This window comes from Kocuria cellulosilytica, from assembly GCF_040981245.1.
Taxonomy (GTDB): Bacteria; Actinomycetota; Actinomycetes; order Actinomycetales; family Micrococcaceae; genus Kocuria; species Kocuria cellulosilytica.
On the sequence record NZ_JAVFWZ010000006.1, the window covers coordinates 1 to 15,138 of the forward strand.

The 15,138-nt window shown below is 71.7% G+C and carries 13 protein-coding genes and 1 tRNA gene; 7 read left to right on the forward strand and 7 right to left on the reverse strand.

What is annotated here, in order from left to right; translation table 11 throughout:
- Positions 1-192 precede the first annotated feature (192 nt).
- Genes RCG67_RS10305 through RCG67_RS10315 form a run of 3 tightly spaced genes read right to left on the reverse strand, consistent with a single transcriptional unit; the run spans position 193 to position 3,478 of the window.
- On the reverse strand, positions 193-1,866 hold the full coding sequence (locus tag RCG67_RS10305; RefSeq protein ID WP_368826029.1) for an FAD-binding oxidoreductase: 1,674 nt from the start codon (positions 1,864-1,866) through the stop codon (positions 193-195).
- Positions 1,867-1,901: 35 nt separating this feature from the next.
- Complete coding sequence (locus RCG67_RS10310; protein ID WP_368826030.1) at positions 1,902-2,693, reverse strand: lysophospholipid acyltransferase family protein; 792 nt, start codon at positions 2,691-2,693, stop codon at positions 1,902-1,904.
- A complete protein-coding gene (locus tag RCG67_RS10315; protein WP_368826031.1) occupies positions 2,690-3,478 on the reverse strand; it encodes an SDR family NAD(P)-dependent oxidoreductase in 789 nt (262 codons plus the stop codon). Before RCG67_RS10315 ends, RCG67_RS10310 begins: the two co-directional genes overlap by 4 nt.
- A gap of 148 nt (positions 3,479-3,626) precedes the next feature.
- Here RCG67_RS10315 and RCG67_RS10320 point away from each other — a divergent pair, with 148 nt between their 5' ends.
- Both RCG67_RS10320 and RCG67_RS10325 read left to right on the forward strand, forming a co-directional pair.
- Entirely contained in the window at positions 3,627-5,885 is a 2,259-nt protein-coding gene (locus tag RCG67_RS10320) for an HAD-IB family hydrolase (RefSeq protein ID WP_368826032.1), read from the forward strand.
- A 37-nt stretch (positions 5,886-5,922) separates the two neighbouring features.
- Positions 5,923-6,498 carry a TetR/AcrR family transcriptional regulator gene (locus RCG67_RS10325; protein ID WP_368826033.1) on the forward strand — a complete coding sequence of 192 codons (576 nt, stop codon included), beginning with the start codon at positions 5,923-5,925 and terminating at the stop codon, positions 6,496-6,498.
- Positions 6,499-6,520: 22 nt separating this feature from the next.
- On the opposite strand, the gene RCG67_RS10330 is transcribed toward RCG67_RS10325, so the two are convergent.
- Positions 6,521-7,798: a DUF4032 domain-containing protein gene (locus RCG67_RS10330; protein ID WP_368826034.1), complete on the reverse strand. Its 1,278-nt coding sequence runs from the start codon at positions 7,796-7,798 to the stop codon at positions 6,521-6,523.
- 86 nt (positions 7,799-7,884) lie between these two features.
- Between RCG67_RS10330 and RCG67_RS10335 the strand changes: the two genes are divergently transcribed.
- Together RCG67_RS10335 and RCG67_RS10340 are read left to right on the forward strand one after the other, a co-directional pair.
- Positions 7,885-8,706: a MurR/RpiR family transcriptional regulator gene (locus tag RCG67_RS10335; protein WP_368826035.1), complete on the forward strand. Its 822-nt coding sequence runs from the start codon at positions 7,885-7,887 to the stop codon at positions 8,704-8,706.
- 144 nt (positions 8,707-8,850) lie between these two features.
- On the forward strand, positions 8,851-9,054 hold the full coding sequence (locus RCG67_RS10340) for a hypothetical protein (RefSeq protein WP_058874261.1): 204 nt from the start codon (positions 8,851-8,853) through the stop codon (positions 9,052-9,054).
- Between the two features lie 95 nt (positions 9,055-9,149).
- Here the strand turns inward: RCG67_RS10340 and RCG67_RS10345 are convergent, their stop codons facing one another.
- From RCG67_RS10345 to RCG67_RS10355, 3 genes are all read right to left on the reverse strand, one after another.
- Positions 9,150-10,289 carry an ABC transporter ATP-binding protein gene (locus RCG67_RS10345; RefSeq protein ID WP_368826036.1) on the reverse strand — a complete coding sequence of 380 codons (1,140 nt, stop codon included), beginning with the start codon at positions 10,287-10,289 and terminating at the stop codon, positions 9,150-9,152.
- A gap of 150 nt (positions 10,290-10,439) precedes the next feature.
- Positions 10,440-11,246, reverse strand: a complete 807-nt coding sequence (gene otsB / locus RCG67_RS10350; protein ID WP_368826037.1) for a trehalose-phosphatase — start codon at positions 11,244-11,246, stop codon at positions 10,440-10,442.
- Complete coding sequence (locus RCG67_RS10355) at positions 11,246-12,709, reverse strand: alpha,alpha-trehalose-phosphate synthase (UDP-forming) (protein WP_438612662.1); 1,464 nt, start codon at positions 12,707-12,709, stop codon at positions 11,246-11,248. The genes otsB and RCG67_RS10355 overlap by 1 nt, the downstream gene beginning before the upstream one ends.
- Before the next feature lie 204 nt (positions 12,710-12,913).
- On the opposite strand from RCG67_RS10355, the gene RCG67_RS10360 reads away from it, so the two are divergent.
- The 3 genes from RCG67_RS10360 (at position 12,914) to RCG67_RS10370 (ending at position 15,127) form a co-directional block, all read left to right on the forward strand.
- A complete protein-coding gene (locus RCG67_RS10360) occupies positions 12,914-13,777 on the forward strand; it encodes a DsbA family protein (RefSeq protein ID WP_368826038.1) in 864 nt (287 codons plus the stop codon).
- 170 nt (positions 13,778-13,947) lie between these two features.
- A tRNA-Thr gene (locus tag RCG67_RS10365) sits at positions 13,948-14,024 on the forward strand.
- A gap of 443 nt (positions 14,025-14,467) precedes the next feature.
- The gene (locus tag RCG67_RS10370; protein WP_368826039.1) at positions 14,468-15,127 is read left to right on the forward strand and encodes a hypothetical protein; all 660 of its coding nucleotides are present in this window, start codon (positions 14,468-14,470) and stop codon (positions 15,125-15,127) included.
- Positions 15,128-15,138 lie beyond the last annotated feature (11 nt).

Consider the following 15,138-nt stretch of genomic DNA (forward strand, 5'->3'; position numbering starts at 1 on the left):
GGGAGAGTAGGACACCGCCGGACCACACCACCAGGGTCGAGCCCCCGCACACCGTGCGGGGGCTCCCCGCATTTAACGACCCACACCAGCGCAGTCGCTGACCACGCCGGCCCGGCGGCCCCTGCCACTGCCTCCGCACGACGCAGGCCCCCACCGTGGCGGTGGGGGCCTGCGTCGTGCGGACGGCGGCAATCAGCCGACGATCTTGCCCGGATTGAAGTTGCTGCCGGGATCCGCGGCGGCGAACAGGCTGCGCATGAGGCGCACGCCCTCGGGGGAGACGTCCTGCTCCATCCACGGGCTGTGCTCCAGCCCCACCCCGTGGTGGTGGGACAGCGTCCCCCCGGCGTCGATGAAGGCCTGCTGGATCGCGCCCTTGATCACGGCGTACTCGGCGTGCGGGTCCTCGCCGATCTCGTAGCCGAAGGTGAAGTACAGGCAGGCCCCGGCGTGGTACGAGTGGGACATGTGGGACATGATCCACCCCGTCTTGCCCTGTGACGCGAAGGCGCGGTGTGCGGCCTCGTAGACGGCCTGGTGCACGGTGGTGAGCCTGGACCACGGCGCGGCCGTCTCGGAGACGTCGCCGATGGTGTTCTGCTCGAGCAGGAAGTCGCGCAGGTACGGGGTGTCGAACTTCTTCTGGTCGTAGAGCGCGCCGGGGCCCGCGCCCAGGACCAGGGCGCCCTGCATCTTCACGAGACCGGCCACGGCCTTCTTCCTGCGCTCGATCTCCGCCTTGCTGCCCTCGAAGCACACGTAGGCGATGCACATGGCATCGGTGTCCCAGCCGCGGCGGCGCATGAGCTCCCACAGCAGGTCCTGGCCCTTGGCCGTGACCTTCTTCTTCAGGGTGGCCGGCGCCTTCTGGGTGGAGAGGGAGAACGCGGTCTCGTGGGCGTCGGAGACCCGGGCGAAGGTGGTGCTGACGCCGGACCGCGCGATCTCGCGCATCGCGATGAGCGCTTGCTGCCACGTGGGGAACATGTACGCGATGACCTCGCGGTGCTCGGCGAGCCGGTGCACGTGCACGTCGAGCTGGGTGATCACGCCCAGCCGGCCCTCGGAGCCGATGATCATCTCCCGCAGGCTCGGACCGGTGGAGGTCGAGGGGAGGGGCCGCAGCACCACGGTGCCGCCGGGGCGCACCACCCGCAGGCCGCGCACGATGTCGGCGATGTCGCCGTACTTGTCGGACTGCATCCCCGAGGAGCGTGTGGCGGCCCAGCCGCCGAGGGTCGAGTGGGTGAAGGAGTCGGGGAAGTGGCCCAGCGTCCACCCGCGGGCGTTGAGCTGCTCCTCCATGTCCGGGCCCAGCACACCGGCCTGGATGGTGGCGAGGCCGGAGGTCTCGTCGAGGGACAGCACCTGGTTCATCCGCCCCAGATCGAGGGAAACGATCGTTCGTTCTTCATCGGCGTCCGGCTGCAGGCTGCGGGAGATGCTCGTGCCGCCGCCGAAGGGGATGACCACGAGGTCGCGCTCCACCGACAGGCGCAGCACCTGGGCCACCTCGTCCTCACCGGCCGGGTAGACGACGACGTCGGGCACGCGCGCGAAGTCGCCCGCCCGGGTGAGCAGGAGCTCGGTGACGGACTTGCCGGCCCAGTGCACGACCCGCAGCTCGTCGTCGAGCGTCACGTGCTCGGGGCCGGTGACGGCGGCCAGCGCGTCCAGGAGGGCGTCGTCCGCGCGGGAGGCGGGGACGCGCACCGTGGAGAAGTCGATGGTGTCGCGCTGCCGGGGCCGCAGGTCCACGTCCAGCGCCTTCTTGACGAACGGTGCGAAGGCGGGCTTGTTGGCGTACTCGAAGTGCACGCCTTCCTCGCCCCACCCCCACCACTTCATGTGCTTCACGGGTGCCATCTGCGCAGTACTCTCCTGGTTCTCGGGGGGTGGTTTCAGGCGTCGATGCGCGGTCGGTGCTCGGCGTAGAGAGCCCGCACCGAGGCCTCGATCCGGTCGTTGAACGAGGAGGTGGGCTCCTTCTCGCGCGCGACCAGCGGCTCGCCGACGGCCACCACCACGCGGGGCCGGCCGCGGCGGGGCCAGCGCGCCCCGCGCGGCATCGCCTCGTACGCCCCGATCAGGGCCACGGGGACCACCGGGACGCCCACGGCCTTGGCCAGGCCCGCCGCGCCGATCTTGAAGGACCCCATCTTGCCCGTGCGGGAGCGTGTGCCCTCCGGGAAGATGAGCAGCGGGACCCCCGCCTTCAGCAGCTGCTTGGACAGCCCGCGGTTCGCCCCGGTCCCCGTCCGGTCCACCGGGAAGGCGTTGAAGATCAGTTCGGTGAACAGCCGCTTGTGCGGCGCCGTGAAGAAGTAGTCCGCGGCCACCCCGGTCGCGAGGTCCCGGCGGATGCGCCGGGGCACCGAGCCCAGGACGAGGGGCGCGTCGAGGTGGCTCGAGTGGTTGGCGACCACGATGCAGGCCCCGTCCAGGGCGTCCGCCGCCGGGTGGGTCACCACGGTCCGGCGGACGGTGCGGTACGCGAGGCCCTGCAGGAAGATCCGCTGGGCGATCCGCCGGGCGAGGCGGCGCCGCGGGTCGCGGAAGCGCTCGGGGCTCAGGTGCACGGAGGACGCGGGCGGCGCCTCCGGTGCGGCCTCGGCCGCGGAGGAGGACCCTGCGCCGCCGCCGTCGATGGAGCGCTGGACCGGCACGGGCTCCTGGGGGTCGCGGCGCGTCATGACCCGGCCGCCCGTTCCTTCTGGCGGGCCGAGGCGACGAGCCCCGAGATCCGGCGCACCGCGGAGCGGGGCAGGTGCCGCAGCACGAAGCCGAGCAGCCGGTAGCGCTTGGTGGGCATCGAGAGGACCTTGCCGCGCGCCACGTCGTCGAGCGCCTCCTCGACCACGCGCTCGGGGCTGAGCCACATGAAGGAGGGGATCGAGGACCCGCTGATGCCGGCGCGCTCGTGGAACTCCGTGCGCACCCATCCGGGCAGCAGGGCGGTGACGTGGACGCCCGTCCCGTCGAGCTCGACGGCCAGGGCCTCGGTGAACGCGGTCGTGTAGGCCTTGATCGCCGAGTACGAGCCCATCGTGACGAGTCCTGCGGTAGAGGAGACGTTGATGATCCAGCCGGAGCCGCGCGCGGTCATCGCCCGGGCGGCCGCCGAGGACAGGACCAGCACCGCCCGGCACATGACCTCGAACGCGCGGTCGTGGGCGCCGGTGTCCGGGTCGGCGAAGCGGGTCTTCACGGAGAACCCGGCGTTGTTCACGAGCACGTCCACGGGGTGCTCGGGGTCCTCGACCCGGGCGGCGACCCGGTCCACGTCGGCGCGGTCGGAGAGGTCGGCGGCCAGGACCTCCACCGGCACGCCGTGCGCCGAGCGGAGCCCGGCCGCCGTCTGCTCCAGGCGTTCCGCGTCGCGGGCCACCAGGACAAGTGCATTTCCCCGGCGGGCCAGGGCCTCGGCGAACGCGGCGCCGATGCCGGACGTCCCCCCGGTCACGAGAGCGGTAAGCATGAGATCTAGGCTACACTACGGTAGCCGTAGCGCAGTCGGGTGCGGTCCGCTCGAGGGGCGCCGTCGTCGTCCGCCGGGCGGGATCCGCCCGCAGCCCCCCGCCCGCTCCGCACCGGCCGCGGACCAGCACACCACCGGAGGAACACCGTTGACCGAGACCCCCACCACGCGCGTCCTGCTGACGGGAGCCACCGGCTTCCTCGGGCAGGCGGTGCTCGAACGGCTGCTGTCCGCCCACGAGGGGGTCCACGTCACGGCCGTCGTCAGGCCCAGGGGCAGCATCAGCGGCGCGCAGCGGCTGCGGCAGCTGCTGCGCAAGCCGGCCTTCCGGACCTGGCGTGAGGCCGTGGGCGATGACGAGGCCCAGCGGGTCTTCGCGGAGCGCACCGCGGTGCTCGAGGGGGACCTCTCCGCCCTCGCGGAGATCACGGAACCGTTCGACGTGGTGATCCACTCCGCCTCCACGGTGTCCTTCGACCCGCCCATCCACGAGGCCTTCAGCACGAACGTCGGCGGCGCCACGGGTCTCTACGACGCGCTCCTGGCCTCCGGGCAGGACCCGCACGTCATCCACGTCTCCACCTGCTACGTCGGCGGGATCGCCAAGGGCCTGCGCCCCGAGGCGCCCGTGGACCACGACGTCGACTGGGCCGCCGAGTACGCGGCCGCCCAGCGGGCGCGCGACGAGGCCGAGATGGCCTCCCGCACCCCGGAGCGGCTGCAGGCGATCATCGACGACGCCACGGCGCACCACGGCAAGGAGGGCCCCAAGTCGGTGGCCCGCGCCGCGGAGGCCGCGCGCGAGGAGTGGGTGCGCACCCGCCTCGTCGAGTACGGGCGCACCCGGGCGCAGTCCCTCGGCTGGACCGACATCTACACCTTCACGAAGGCCCTGGGCGAGCGCGTCGCCGAGCAGAAGTGGGCGGGCGGCGGACACCGCCTCTCCGTGGTCCGGCCCTCGATCATCGAGTCCGCGCTGCGCCACCCGTATCCCGGCTGGATCGACGGCTACAAGGTGGCCGACCCCCTGATCATGGCCTACGCCAAGGGCGCCCTGCCGGAGTTCCCCGGGCTGCCGGACTCGGTGCTCGACGTCATCCCCGTCGACTTCGTGGTCAACGCGATCGTGGCGCTGGCCACGGACGGGCACCGCGGCCCGTCGGGCGAGGTCACCTCGGACGGGCAGGCGGAACCCGCCCCCGCGTACTACCAGGTCTGCTCGGGCGCCTCGAACCCGCTCCCGTTCCACCAGATGTACGAGAACGTCCGGTCCTTCTTCCTCGCCCACCCGCTCGAGGACGCCGAGGGCAAGCCCATCCGCGTGCCCGAGTGGAAGTTCCCCGCCAACAACGCCGTGGAGCGCTCGCTCGCGGTCAAGGAGCGGCTCTCCGCGGTGGGCGGCCGGCTCACCTCGGCGCTGCCCGCGACGTCCCGCACCCGTGAGTGGGCGAGCTCCCTGCACCGCATGCAGTCCGGCCTCGGCTCCCTGCGCACCTACGTGGACCTGTACCAGTCCTACACGCGCACCGAGATGATCTTCGACGACGCCAGCACCCGGCAGCTCAACGACTCGCTGCCCGCCGGCACGCCCGAGGACCGGACCTTCGACGTCCGGTCGATCGACTGGGCCGACTACTGGCAGAACGTGCACCTGCCGGCCCTGACCACGATGACCAAGGCCTACGGCCGGCTCCAGGCCGCGTCCAAGCGGCGCAACGCGGTCCGGCGGGGGCTCAGCGAGGGCACGGACGTGCTCGCGGTCTTCGACCTCGAGGGCACCGTCCTGGACTCCACGGTCATCCGGCAGTACCTGCAGCTGCGCCGCCGGACCCTCCACCTCGCGAAGTGGCCCGCGGAGGTCGCCGATCTCGTCTCGAGCGCCCCGACCTACCTCAAGGCCGAGAAGCGGGACCGCGGGGAGTTCATCCGGGCGTTCATGCGCCGCTACCAGGGCGTGCCCGCCGGGACCGTGCGGGAGCAGGTGGCCGGCCCGCTCGGCCAGGACATGCGGCGCCTCCTGCGCCCCGGGGCCCTGGCCCGGATCGAGGAGCACCGCGCCGCGGGGCACCGGACGGTGCTGGTCACCGGGTCCATCGACCTCCTGGTGGAGCCGATCGCCCACCTCTTCGACGAGGTCGTGGCGGGCCGGATGGACGAGCGCGACGGCGTGATGACCGGCTACCTCGCCACGCCGCCCCTGGTCGACGAGGCGCGGGCCCAGTGGCTCAAGAAGTACGCCGAGCAGGGCGGCTACGACCTGTCCCGCTCCTACGGCTACGGGGACTCCCACGCGGACGCCAGCTGGCTCCTGCTCATGGGCCACCCCTACACGGTCAACCCGGACCTGCCCCTGTACCGGCTGGCCCGGAAGAACCACTGGCCCATCGAGGACTGGAAGACCGCCTGACCGCAGGGGCGGCGGACGGCGAGCAGGAGGGGCACCGATGGGCGACGACGACCGGACCGATCCGCGGACCGTCTCCACCGACAAGAAGATCACCGCGGCGGCACTCGCCCTCCTCCGGGAGGGCGGGCCGCACCGGGTGAGCATCGAGGCGGTCTCGGCGGCCTCCGGCGTGGCCAAGACGTCGATCTACCGCCGGTACGCGAACAGCCTGGAGATGCTCGAGGGGGCCCTCGAGGACGCCGTGGCCACGTACTCACCGCAGCGGCCGAGTGCCCCGGCGAGCTGGGAGGAGGGCCTCGCCGAGGCGCTGGACTTCCTGCTCCACGACATGGGCATCGGCGTGGCCGTCTCGCTGCTGAGCGACCCGGACTCGGAGACGTCCCGGATCCTGCGGGCGCACCTGGTCCGGCCGCGCGTGCAGCGGCTCAAGGAGCTCCTCGCCGCGGAGACGGCGGCGGGGCGGCTGAGCCCGGACCTGGACGTCGACGTGGTCCTCGACTTCGTGCTGGGCTCCGCCTACTCCCACGTGGCCCGCTACGGGAGCCTGGGCGAGGACTGGCCGCTGCGGGTGCACCGGACGCTGACCGGTGTGCTCCGGGCGCACCGGCCCTGACCGGTCCGGGCCGCCGCCCGGCTCAGAAGACCTCGCGCTCGTCCGGGCGCCGGGCCAGCTGCGAGGCCACGTAGTCCTCGACCGCCGTGTGCGTCGCCACGTCCTTGCCGGCCCGCTCGGAGAGGAACCACCGGTGCTCGAGCACCTCGTGCACGATCTCGGCCGGCTCGAGCTTGCGGCGCATCGGCGGGGTGACCGCCTCCATGATCGGGGAGAAGACCTCCCGCATCCACAGCTGGGCCACGAGCTCCTCGGGCAGACCCGGATAGAGGTCCTGACCGAGCTGGGCGATGTCGGTCAGGAGCCTGCGCGCCTGGTTCTCGTGGGCGCCGAGACCCGTGAGCCGCTGCAGGCGCCGGGTGTGGTGGCCGGGCTCCACGACCTGCGGTCGCAGCCGGATCCGCCCGTCGACCGTGTCCATGGAAGCTTCCTCGACGTCGAAGCCGAGCTCGTTGAGCCGGCGCACCCGCTCCACCACGCGCCAGCGCTCGTCCATGCTGAAGGACTCCTCGACCGTCAGCTCGCGCCACAGGAACTCGTAGGTGGCGACCAGCCGGTCGGAGACCTCGAAGGGATCCACCACGTCCGCGATGTCGTGCCCCTCCTCGACGGCCCCGGCGAGCAGGTCCATGATCTCCCCGGCCACGTTGGTGCGGGCCAGCTCGATGTCGTACCCCCGCTGGCCGTCCGTGAGCTTCGGATGGATCTCGCCGGTCTCCGCGTCCACCAGATAGGCGGCGAACGCCCCGGCGTCCCGGCGGAACAGCGTGTTGGAGAGCGAGACGTCGCCCCAGTAGAAGCCGGAGAGGTGCAGCTGCACGATCAGCGAGGCGAGCGCGTCCACGAGCCGCTCGACCGTGGCGGCGCTGGGACCGGCGGAGAAGATGGCCCGGTAGGGCAGGGAGAAGCTCAGGTGGTCCGTCACCAGGGCTGCCGGCAGGAGCTCCCCCTCGGGGGTGTACCGGTCCGTGACCACGGAGTCCGGCACCACGGACGGGATCCCCATCCGCTGCAGCCGGCGCAGGGTCGCGTACTCGTGCCGGGCGTAGTGCGGAACGGTCTCCTTGACGGCGACGACCTTCTCGCCGGCCCGGGCGAAGCGCACGACGTGCCGGGAGATCCCCCGGGGCAGGGCGGCGAGGACGTGCTCCGGCCACTGCTCGAGCGGCGTGTCCCACGGCAGCTCGAGGAGCACCGGGTCCGGGAAGGCCGTCTGGATCGACACGCTCCCGGGCCGTCCGCCGCGGGCGGAGCGGTGCTGGGGCGCGAGGGGGAGGTGGGGGCCGGGAGAACCCTTCATAACGGGCCATGCTAGCAACCAGGACGACCCCGGTGCCGCCGCGGGCCCTCCCGCACCCGGCCCCCGCGGTGGCTAGGGTGGTGAGGGTGTCGATCGAACAGCGCATCCACGCGCACTACGCCGGGCTCTCGCCGCAGGAGCAGCGGGCGGCCGACCTGATCCTGGACCACCTGGACGACCTCGCCCTGTACAGCTCGGCGGAGCTGGCGCAGATGAGCGGCGTCTCCCGGGCCACCCTCTCCCGGCTCTACCGGCACCTGGGCTTCGAGTCCTTCACCGACCTCCGGGAGACCGCACGCAGCCTGCGCCAGCAGGGCGTGCCCCTCGGGCCCGACGCCGATCCGGAGCTGAGCCGGCACCTGGAGCAGGAGCTCAAGAACCTGCGCAAGGTCCTGGAGCAGTCGGGGGAGGACCGCCCGGCCCAGGCCGTGCGCGCGCTGGCGGACGCGGGGACCGTCCTGCTCGTGGGGCTGCGCAACAGCTACCCGGTCGCGTTGCACCTGAAGCAGCAGCTGCAGCAGGTCCGGGGCCGGGTGCGGCTCGCACCCCTGCCCGGTCAGACCCTCGGCGAGGAGCTCGTGGACGTGGGCGAGGGCGACGTCGTCGTGCTGCTGGGCTTCCGGCGGCGCCCCCGCGGGTTCGAGCAACTGGTGGAGGTCTGCGCGGCCACCGGGGCGCGGACCGTCCTCGTCGCGGACAGCACGGCCCGGCGCCATGCGTCAGCCGTGGACCTGTGGATCGAGTGCCCGCTCGACGGCCTGGGGCCGTTCGACTCCTACGCGGCGGCCATGAGCCTCGTGTCGGTGCTCGCCGACGGTGTGCTCGCCGCGGCGGGACCGGAGGGGCGACGACGGGTGAGCCGCACGGCCGAGCTCTACGAGGAGCTCGAGGAGCTGGACCTGGGCTGAGCCGGGTCGTGCCGCTGGACGCCCGGTGCTGGAGGCCCGGTGCTGGAGGCCCGGTGCGTCGAAGGGATCCGTTGGCTAGACTTCGTCAGTTGGCTGATCAATCCTGACCGGAACGGGTCCGGTCGGCACCGAAAGGAACTCGCCATGCAGGACTCCCAGGCGCTCGCCCAGGCCGAGACGCATCTCATCCACGTGCTCGAGCACTCCGATCCGCCGCGCGACGCCAGCCGCTACAACGTGACGGCCGCCGCGCGGGCCTACCACGAGCGCACCGGAGACTGGGACGTCCGGAACGCCGACCCCCAGCTCGTCGAGGAGGTGCTCGCCGACCACCCGGCCCGGGACTGAACCGGCTCCGGACGCGCCGCGGCGCCCTCCCCGGAGAGGGGAGGGCGCCGCGGTGCCGGTGCGGTGCAGCTGCTGCCGGTCCGCCCGCGCGGACGTCAGTCGGGGAGGCGGTTGCCGGTGGTGGTGTCGAACAGGTGCACGTGCTCCAGGTCCGGGGCGACCCAGATGGTGGTCCCGGCCCGCGGCGGGGTGCGGCCCTCGGCGCGCACGATGATCTCGTGGGCGCCCTCGGCGTCCTCGTCGACTCCCCCGGTCGGGTCCACGGGCACGATCGTGTTCGCCGCGGTGACCGGGGCGAGGTGGCCGTAGACGAAGGCGTCCGCGCCGAGCTCCTCGACCACGTCGGCCTCGATCGGCAGCCCCTCGCCGGCCGGGGCGGGGTGCAGGTCCTCGGGCCGGATCCCGACCGTGACCCGGTCCCCGGTCAGCGCGGACTGCTGCTCGGCGGTGAGCTGCAGGCGCAGCGTGCCGAAGGTTGCCGTCCCGCCCTCGACCGGCACGCGGAAGAGGTTCATCGCCGGGGAGCCGATGAACCCGGCGACGAACTCCGTGGCCGGCCGGTCGTAGAGGTTCCGCGGGGTGTCGACCTGCATCAGCAGCCCGTCCTTGAGCACCGCGACCCGGTCGCCCATGGTCATCGCCTCGACCTGGTCGTGGGTGACGTACACGGTGGTGACCCCCAGCCGGCGGGTCAGGGAGGCGATCTGGGTGCGGGTCTGCACCCGCAGCTTCGCGTCCAGGTTCGACAGCGGCTCGTCCATCAGGAACACCTGCGGGGAGCGCACGATCGCCCGCCCCATGGCCACGCGCTGGCGCTGCCCGCCGGACAGCGCCTTGGGCTTGCGGTCCAGGTAGTCGGTCAGGTCCAGGATCTTCGCCGCCTCCTCCACCCGCCGGCGGCGCTCCTCGGGGGAGATCTTGGCGATCTTCAGGGCGAAGCCCATGTTCTCGGCCACGGTCATGTGCGGGTAGAGGGCGTAGTTCTGGAAGACCATGGCGATGTCGCGGTCCCGGGAGGGGACGTCGGTGACGTCGCGGTCGCCGATGTAGATGTTGCCGCCGGTGACCTCCTCGAGGCCGGCGAGCATCCGCAGGGTGGTGGACTTCCCGCACCCGGAGGGGCCGACCAGGACGAGGAACTCCCCGTCGGCGATGTCCAGGTTCAGGTCGGTCACCGAGGGGCGTTCGGCCCCGGGGTACTGACAGGTGACGTTGGCGTAGCGCACGGAAGACATGGTTCACAGCCTCTTTCCCGGCAGGCACGTGCCGGACGATCCGAAGGAGAAGAGCTGCCCCCACAGGTGATGGGGACCACAGTGATCCTAATCACTTCTGCCGTGCAGATGTCCCCGGCTCGCCGTCATCGGCGGTCATGTCGTCCGGGATCACTGCTGCGCGTCCCGGCGCAGCCCGGCCAGACGGGTCAGGGCCGAGGCCAGCTCCTCCGGCGAGGCGACACGGTGCGGGGCCACGGTCTCGCCCGTGCCCACCTTGATCCCGAGGTCGTCCGGGCCGAGCTCGCGCATGGCGTTCTCGTCCGTCACGTCGTCGCCGGCGAACAGGGTGACGTCCGCGCCGGTGGCCTGCATGAAGGCCGTGATGCCCTCGCCCTTCGTCGCGGAGTGCACCGAGGACTCGACCACGTGCTGGCCCGGGGTGATCTTCAGTCCCTCGAGCTGTTCGAACTGCTCGATCATCTCCTGCTCCGCCCGGGCGCACAGGGTCTGGTCCGCCATCGTGCGGGTGTGGAAGGCGGCTCCCGTGGGCTTGAGCTCCAGCTTGGACCCGGGGTACCGGGCCACCTGCGCCTCCACGAGCGCGGTGGCCTGCGCCAGCAGCTCCTCCTGGGCGGGGGAGAGCTGCAGCGCGGTGTCCGCGGCCGCCGCCCCCAGCGCGTCGAGGAGCAGCTCCGCCCCGTGCGAGCCGGACAGGAGCATCCGGCCCGCCGGGTCCACCACGGAGCGCAGGAACCGCATGGGCCGCCCGGAGATGACCGCCACGTACGTGCGGTCCAGCCCCAGCAGCTCCTCGAACGCGGACTGGGCCTCCGGCAGCGCCCGGCTGTCGTCCGGGTCGTCCGTGAACGGGGCCAGGGTGCCGTCGAAGTCCAGGGCGACCAGGAGGGTCTCGGCCTCCGCCGCGCGGTGGAGGGACTCCTCGAGGGCCGTGCGGGTGTCGTCGTGCGCGTTCATCACTGCTCCTCCTCACCGGTCGTGTCCGGGCGGGTGCGGGCGAGGTCCCGCAGGAAGGCCTCGGACCAGTCGTTGACGTCGTTGCCCAGGACCTGCCGGCGCATCGAGCGCATCCGCTTCTTCGCCTCGGTGGCGGACATCTCCTTGGCCCGCAGCATCGCGTCCTTGAGCCCGTCGATGTCGTGGGGATTGACGAGCAGGGCCTGTTTGAGCTGTTCCGCGGCGCCCGTGAACTCGGAGAGGACCAGCGTCCCGGACCCGTCCGTCTTGGCCGCGACGTACTCCTTGGCCACCAGGTTCATGCCGTCCCGGAGGGAGGTGACCAGCATGACGTCGGTCGCCAGGTACAGCGCCACCATCTCCTCGAAGGGGTAGCCGTGGTGCAGGTAGCGGATCGCGGTGTGCGAGATGGTGTCGTGCTGGCCGTTGAGGTGGCCCACGAGACCCTCCACGTCCTCCCGCAGCTGGACGTAGGACTCCACGCGCTCCCGGGAGGGATTGGCCACCTGGACCAGCACCGACGGCCCCACGGTCAGCTTGCCGTCCTCCAGCAGCTCCCCGTAGGCCTTGATGCGGTGCAGGATGCCCTTGGTGTAGTCCAGCCGGTCGACGCCCAGGAACACGGTCTCGGGGTCGCCGAGCTCGTGGCGGATCTCCCGGGCCCGCTCCTTGACCTCCGGCTGCGAGGCCAGCTCCTGGATCGCCTCCGCGTCGATGGAGATGGGGTAGGACCGGGCGTGCACGGTCCACCCGGCGTCGTCCGTGCCGAAGCGCGCCGCCCCGTTCTTGAACGGCACGTCCAGGAACCGCCGCACGCAGCGCTGGAAGTTCTGGGCGTCGCCCGGGCGCTGGAAGCCGATGAGGTCCGCGCCGGAGAGGCCGTCGAGGACGGCGCGCCGCCAGGGCAGCTGCGCGAAGATCTCCAGGGGCGGGAACGGGATGTGGTTGAAGAACCCGATCGTGAGGTCCGGCCGCAGCTCCCGCAGCATCTTGGGCACCAGCTGCAGCTGGTAGTCCTGCACCCACACGGTGGCGTGCTCGGCGGCGATCTCCGCGGTCCGTTCCGCGAAGCGGCGGTTGACCCGGCGGTAGGTGTTCCACCACGTGCGGTGGAACTCGGGCGGGGCGATGACGTCGTGGTACAGGGGCCAGAGGGTCGCGTTGGAGAATCCCTCGTAGTAGGCCTCCACCTCGTCGGCGGACAGCGGCACCGGCGCGAGGTGGAAGACGTCGTGGTCGAAGCGCTCCAGCGTCTCGTCGGCGGCCCCGTGCCAGCCCACCCAGGCGCCGGCGTTGCGGGCCATGACGGGGGACAGTGCGGCCACGAGCCCGCCGGGGGAGCGGCGCCAGGAGGACTCACCGTGCTCCACGACGCGCTCCACCGGCAACCGGTTGGAGACCACGACGAAGTCGTAGCCCGCCTCCTGCGGAACGTCGGTCCGAGGTTCCGGCACCTGCTCCAGATCGTCCGAGGAGGCGGTGGGAGTCTGCTCTGCACTCACGGGGTGTCCTTCCGGTAGGTCGTCGTCGTCCTCGTCCCAGTCTATTCGTCAGTGTGCTCATGGTTCCGCCTGGGGATCCGCTGAGTCGGCGGGCCGGGAGAGGGTCCGATAATCTGGGCGACGACACGCCCCCATCCGCCCCCGAGGATCTTTCGAAGAGGACCCATGGCATCCAGCAGCAGCACGACCCCCGACCCCCGGAACCGCGACGCCGCCCGGGAGCGGGCGCGGCAGGTCGCGGACCAGCACGCACGGCAGGACAAGCGCTCCCGCCGGATCCTGCAGCTGGGCATCCTCGCCCTGGTCCTCGTCATCGTCGCCGTGATCGGCATCGTGGTGGCGCAGAACCGGGCCCAGCAGATCCCCGAGGCCGGGCCCGTCCCGGCCAGCGCCAACCAGTGGGGCGGCACGGTGCTCACGGCGGACGGCATCCGCACCGGCGAGTCGGAGGTCCAGGAGCGCGACCTCGGTGAGGTCCCCGAGCCCCCGGAGGCCCCGGACGAGTCCGCCGTCCCGCCGGGCGTCGAGGCCTCCGGTGACGACGAGCCCGTGCAGGTCGTGATCTTCCAGGACTTCGAGTGCGTGCACTGCGCCGACTTCGAGACCGAGAACGGGGAGGCGATCGAGGAGGCCGTGACCTCCGGCGACATCACCCTCGAGTACCGCAACCTGAACTTCCTCGACCGCTCGACGCCGACGCAGTACTCGTCCCGGGCCGCGGCGGCCGCCTACGAGGTGGGCAACCAGGTCTCCACCGAGCAGTACCTGGCCTTCGTCGAGGAGGTGTTCTCCCACCAGAACACCGGTGGGCTGGACGACGAGGAGCTCGTGGAGATCGCCTCCGCGCACGGCGCCGACATCGCGAGCGCACTCGAGGAGAACACCTGGCGGCCGATGGTCAACGTGGTCTCGCAGGAGTCCCTCGCCAACGGCGTGTCCGGCACCCCGACCGTCTTCATCGACGGCGAGCGGCTCGGCAACGAGCCGTTCCAGGACGCCCTCGACGCCGCCGTGGAGGCCAAGGAGTAGGAGCCGCCCCTGCAGCAGCACGACGGCGCCGCGTCCCCGCCCGGGGCGCGGCGCCGTCGCGCTGTACGAGCCGCGCCGGCGCCGGGGATTTCGGCGTCCCCCGGCGCGTCCGATATCCTGAGGAACCGGTTGCCCGGGCCGCACCCGTGCGGAGGCCCGAGAGCCGCTCCGCCTCCTTAGCTCAGCTGGCCAGAGCACCTGTCTTGTAAACAGGGGGTCACCGGTTCGAATCCGGTAGGGGGCTCCACCGGTCCGCGACTTTGCTGTCGCGACCACTCATGACGTCACATGTCGCGCGGACATCTCGATCTGAGCTATAAGCCTGCTGACTTCCCCGCCGCCGTCCGGCGAGGACGCGACCCGGCACGATCCGCCCGAGGCGTGTGCGCTCGGGAAGGGCGCTCGCGAGATCCGCGCCAACACTGGGCTCCGGAGCGCGCAGTGCGGTGGCCATCGCGAATCGGGCCGCGCGGGGACCGCGCCGGCGAGGGTCCGGGCAGGACGTGCCGCGCCGGGGATGCCACGAGACGGAACCGTGATGGCGATTGCCCTGGCCGGAGTCTTGAACCGTGACTCAGGACACTCCTACGGTGTTCATACCTATCTCATAGGTGAGACCTCTTGCCCAGGTCTCGGAACATCTCGATCGCATGACGATCCCCATGTCATGCCCTTTCCACAGGAGCAGCAATGAGCAGTCTGCGGAAGACCCTCGTCGGCGCGGCCATGGCCGCCGCCCTCGTAGGAGGAACGGTTGCCACCCCGGCGGTCGCGGGGTCAGATGATACTAAGCGTGGAGATGCCGAAAGTAAATACAACGAGGGGCGTGACGGAAACAAGGAACGTGACCGGCGCGGGGACCGCGACGGTGACAAGGACCGGAAGTACGACCGTCATCGCCACGACGACGGCGACCGGGACCGCGAGAAGAAGCACGACCGTGACCGTGACCGGGACGGTGACCGGGACCGCCACGACAGGGACTGGGACCGCGACGGCAAGGACCGGTACGACAGGGACCGCGACGGCAAGGACCGCGACGGCAAGGACCGGCGCGACCGCGACGGCAGGGACCGGCACGACCGCCACGACCGCGACCGCCACGACCACGACCGGTACGACAGGGACCGCGACCACCGCCACGACAAGGACGGCGACGGCAAGAAGTACGACGGCCACGACCACCGGGATCACTGGTGGTACTGCGAAGAGCACGAGAAGTGGCACTTCTACGACGACGACAACAAGCGGAGCCGGGACCACCACGAGGAGATGGAGGACGACGGCAAGCACGAGCACAAGAAGGGCCACGACCACGACGACGACCACGAGTACGACCACAAGCACTGATCCGGTCGGCA

What these genes read in the sequence shown, in the direction of transcription:
- RCG67_RS10305 (WP_368826029.1), bottom strand. Translation starts at nt 1,866, where the DNA reads ATGGCACCCGTGAAGCACATGAAGTGGTGGGGGTGGGGCGAGGAAGGC.
- RCG67_RS10310 (WP_368826030.1), bottom strand. Translation starts at nt 2,693, where the DNA reads ATGACGCGCCGCGACCCCCAGGAGCCCGTGCCGGTCCAGCGCTCCATC.
- RCG67_RS10315 (WP_368826031.1), bottom strand. Translation starts at nt 3,478, where the DNA reads ATGCTTACCGCTCTCGTGACCGGGGGGACGTCCGGCATCGGCGCCGCG.
- RCG67_RS10325 (WP_368826033.1), top strand. Translation starts at nt 5,923, where the DNA reads ATGGGCGACGACGACCGGACCGATCCGCGGACCGTCTCCACCGACAAG.
- RCG67_RS10330 (WP_368826034.1), bottom strand. Translation starts at nt 7,798, where the DNA reads ATGAAGGGTTCTCCCGGCCCCCACCTCCCCCTCGCGCCCCAGCACCGC.
- RCG67_RS10340 (WP_058874261.1), top strand. Translation starts at nt 8,851, where the DNA reads ATGCAGGACTCCCAGGCGCTCGCCCAGGCCGAGACGCATCTCATCCAC.
- RCG67_RS10345 (WP_368826036.1), bottom strand. Translation starts at nt 10,289, where the DNA reads ATGTCTTCCGTGCGCTACGCCAACGTCACCTGTCAGTACCCCGGGGCC.
- otsB (WP_368826037.1), bottom strand. Translation starts at nt 11,246, where the DNA reads ATGAACGCGCACGACGACACCCGCACGGCCCTCGAGGAGTCCCTCCAC.
- RCG67_RS10360 (WP_368826038.1), top strand. Translation starts at nt 12,914, where the DNA reads ATGGCATCCAGCAGCAGCACGACCCCCGACCCCCGGAACCGCGACGCC.
- RCG67_RS10370 (WP_368826039.1), top strand. Translation starts at nt 14,468, where the DNA reads ATGAGCAGTCTGCGGAAGACCCTCGTCGGCGCGGCCATGGCCGCCGCC.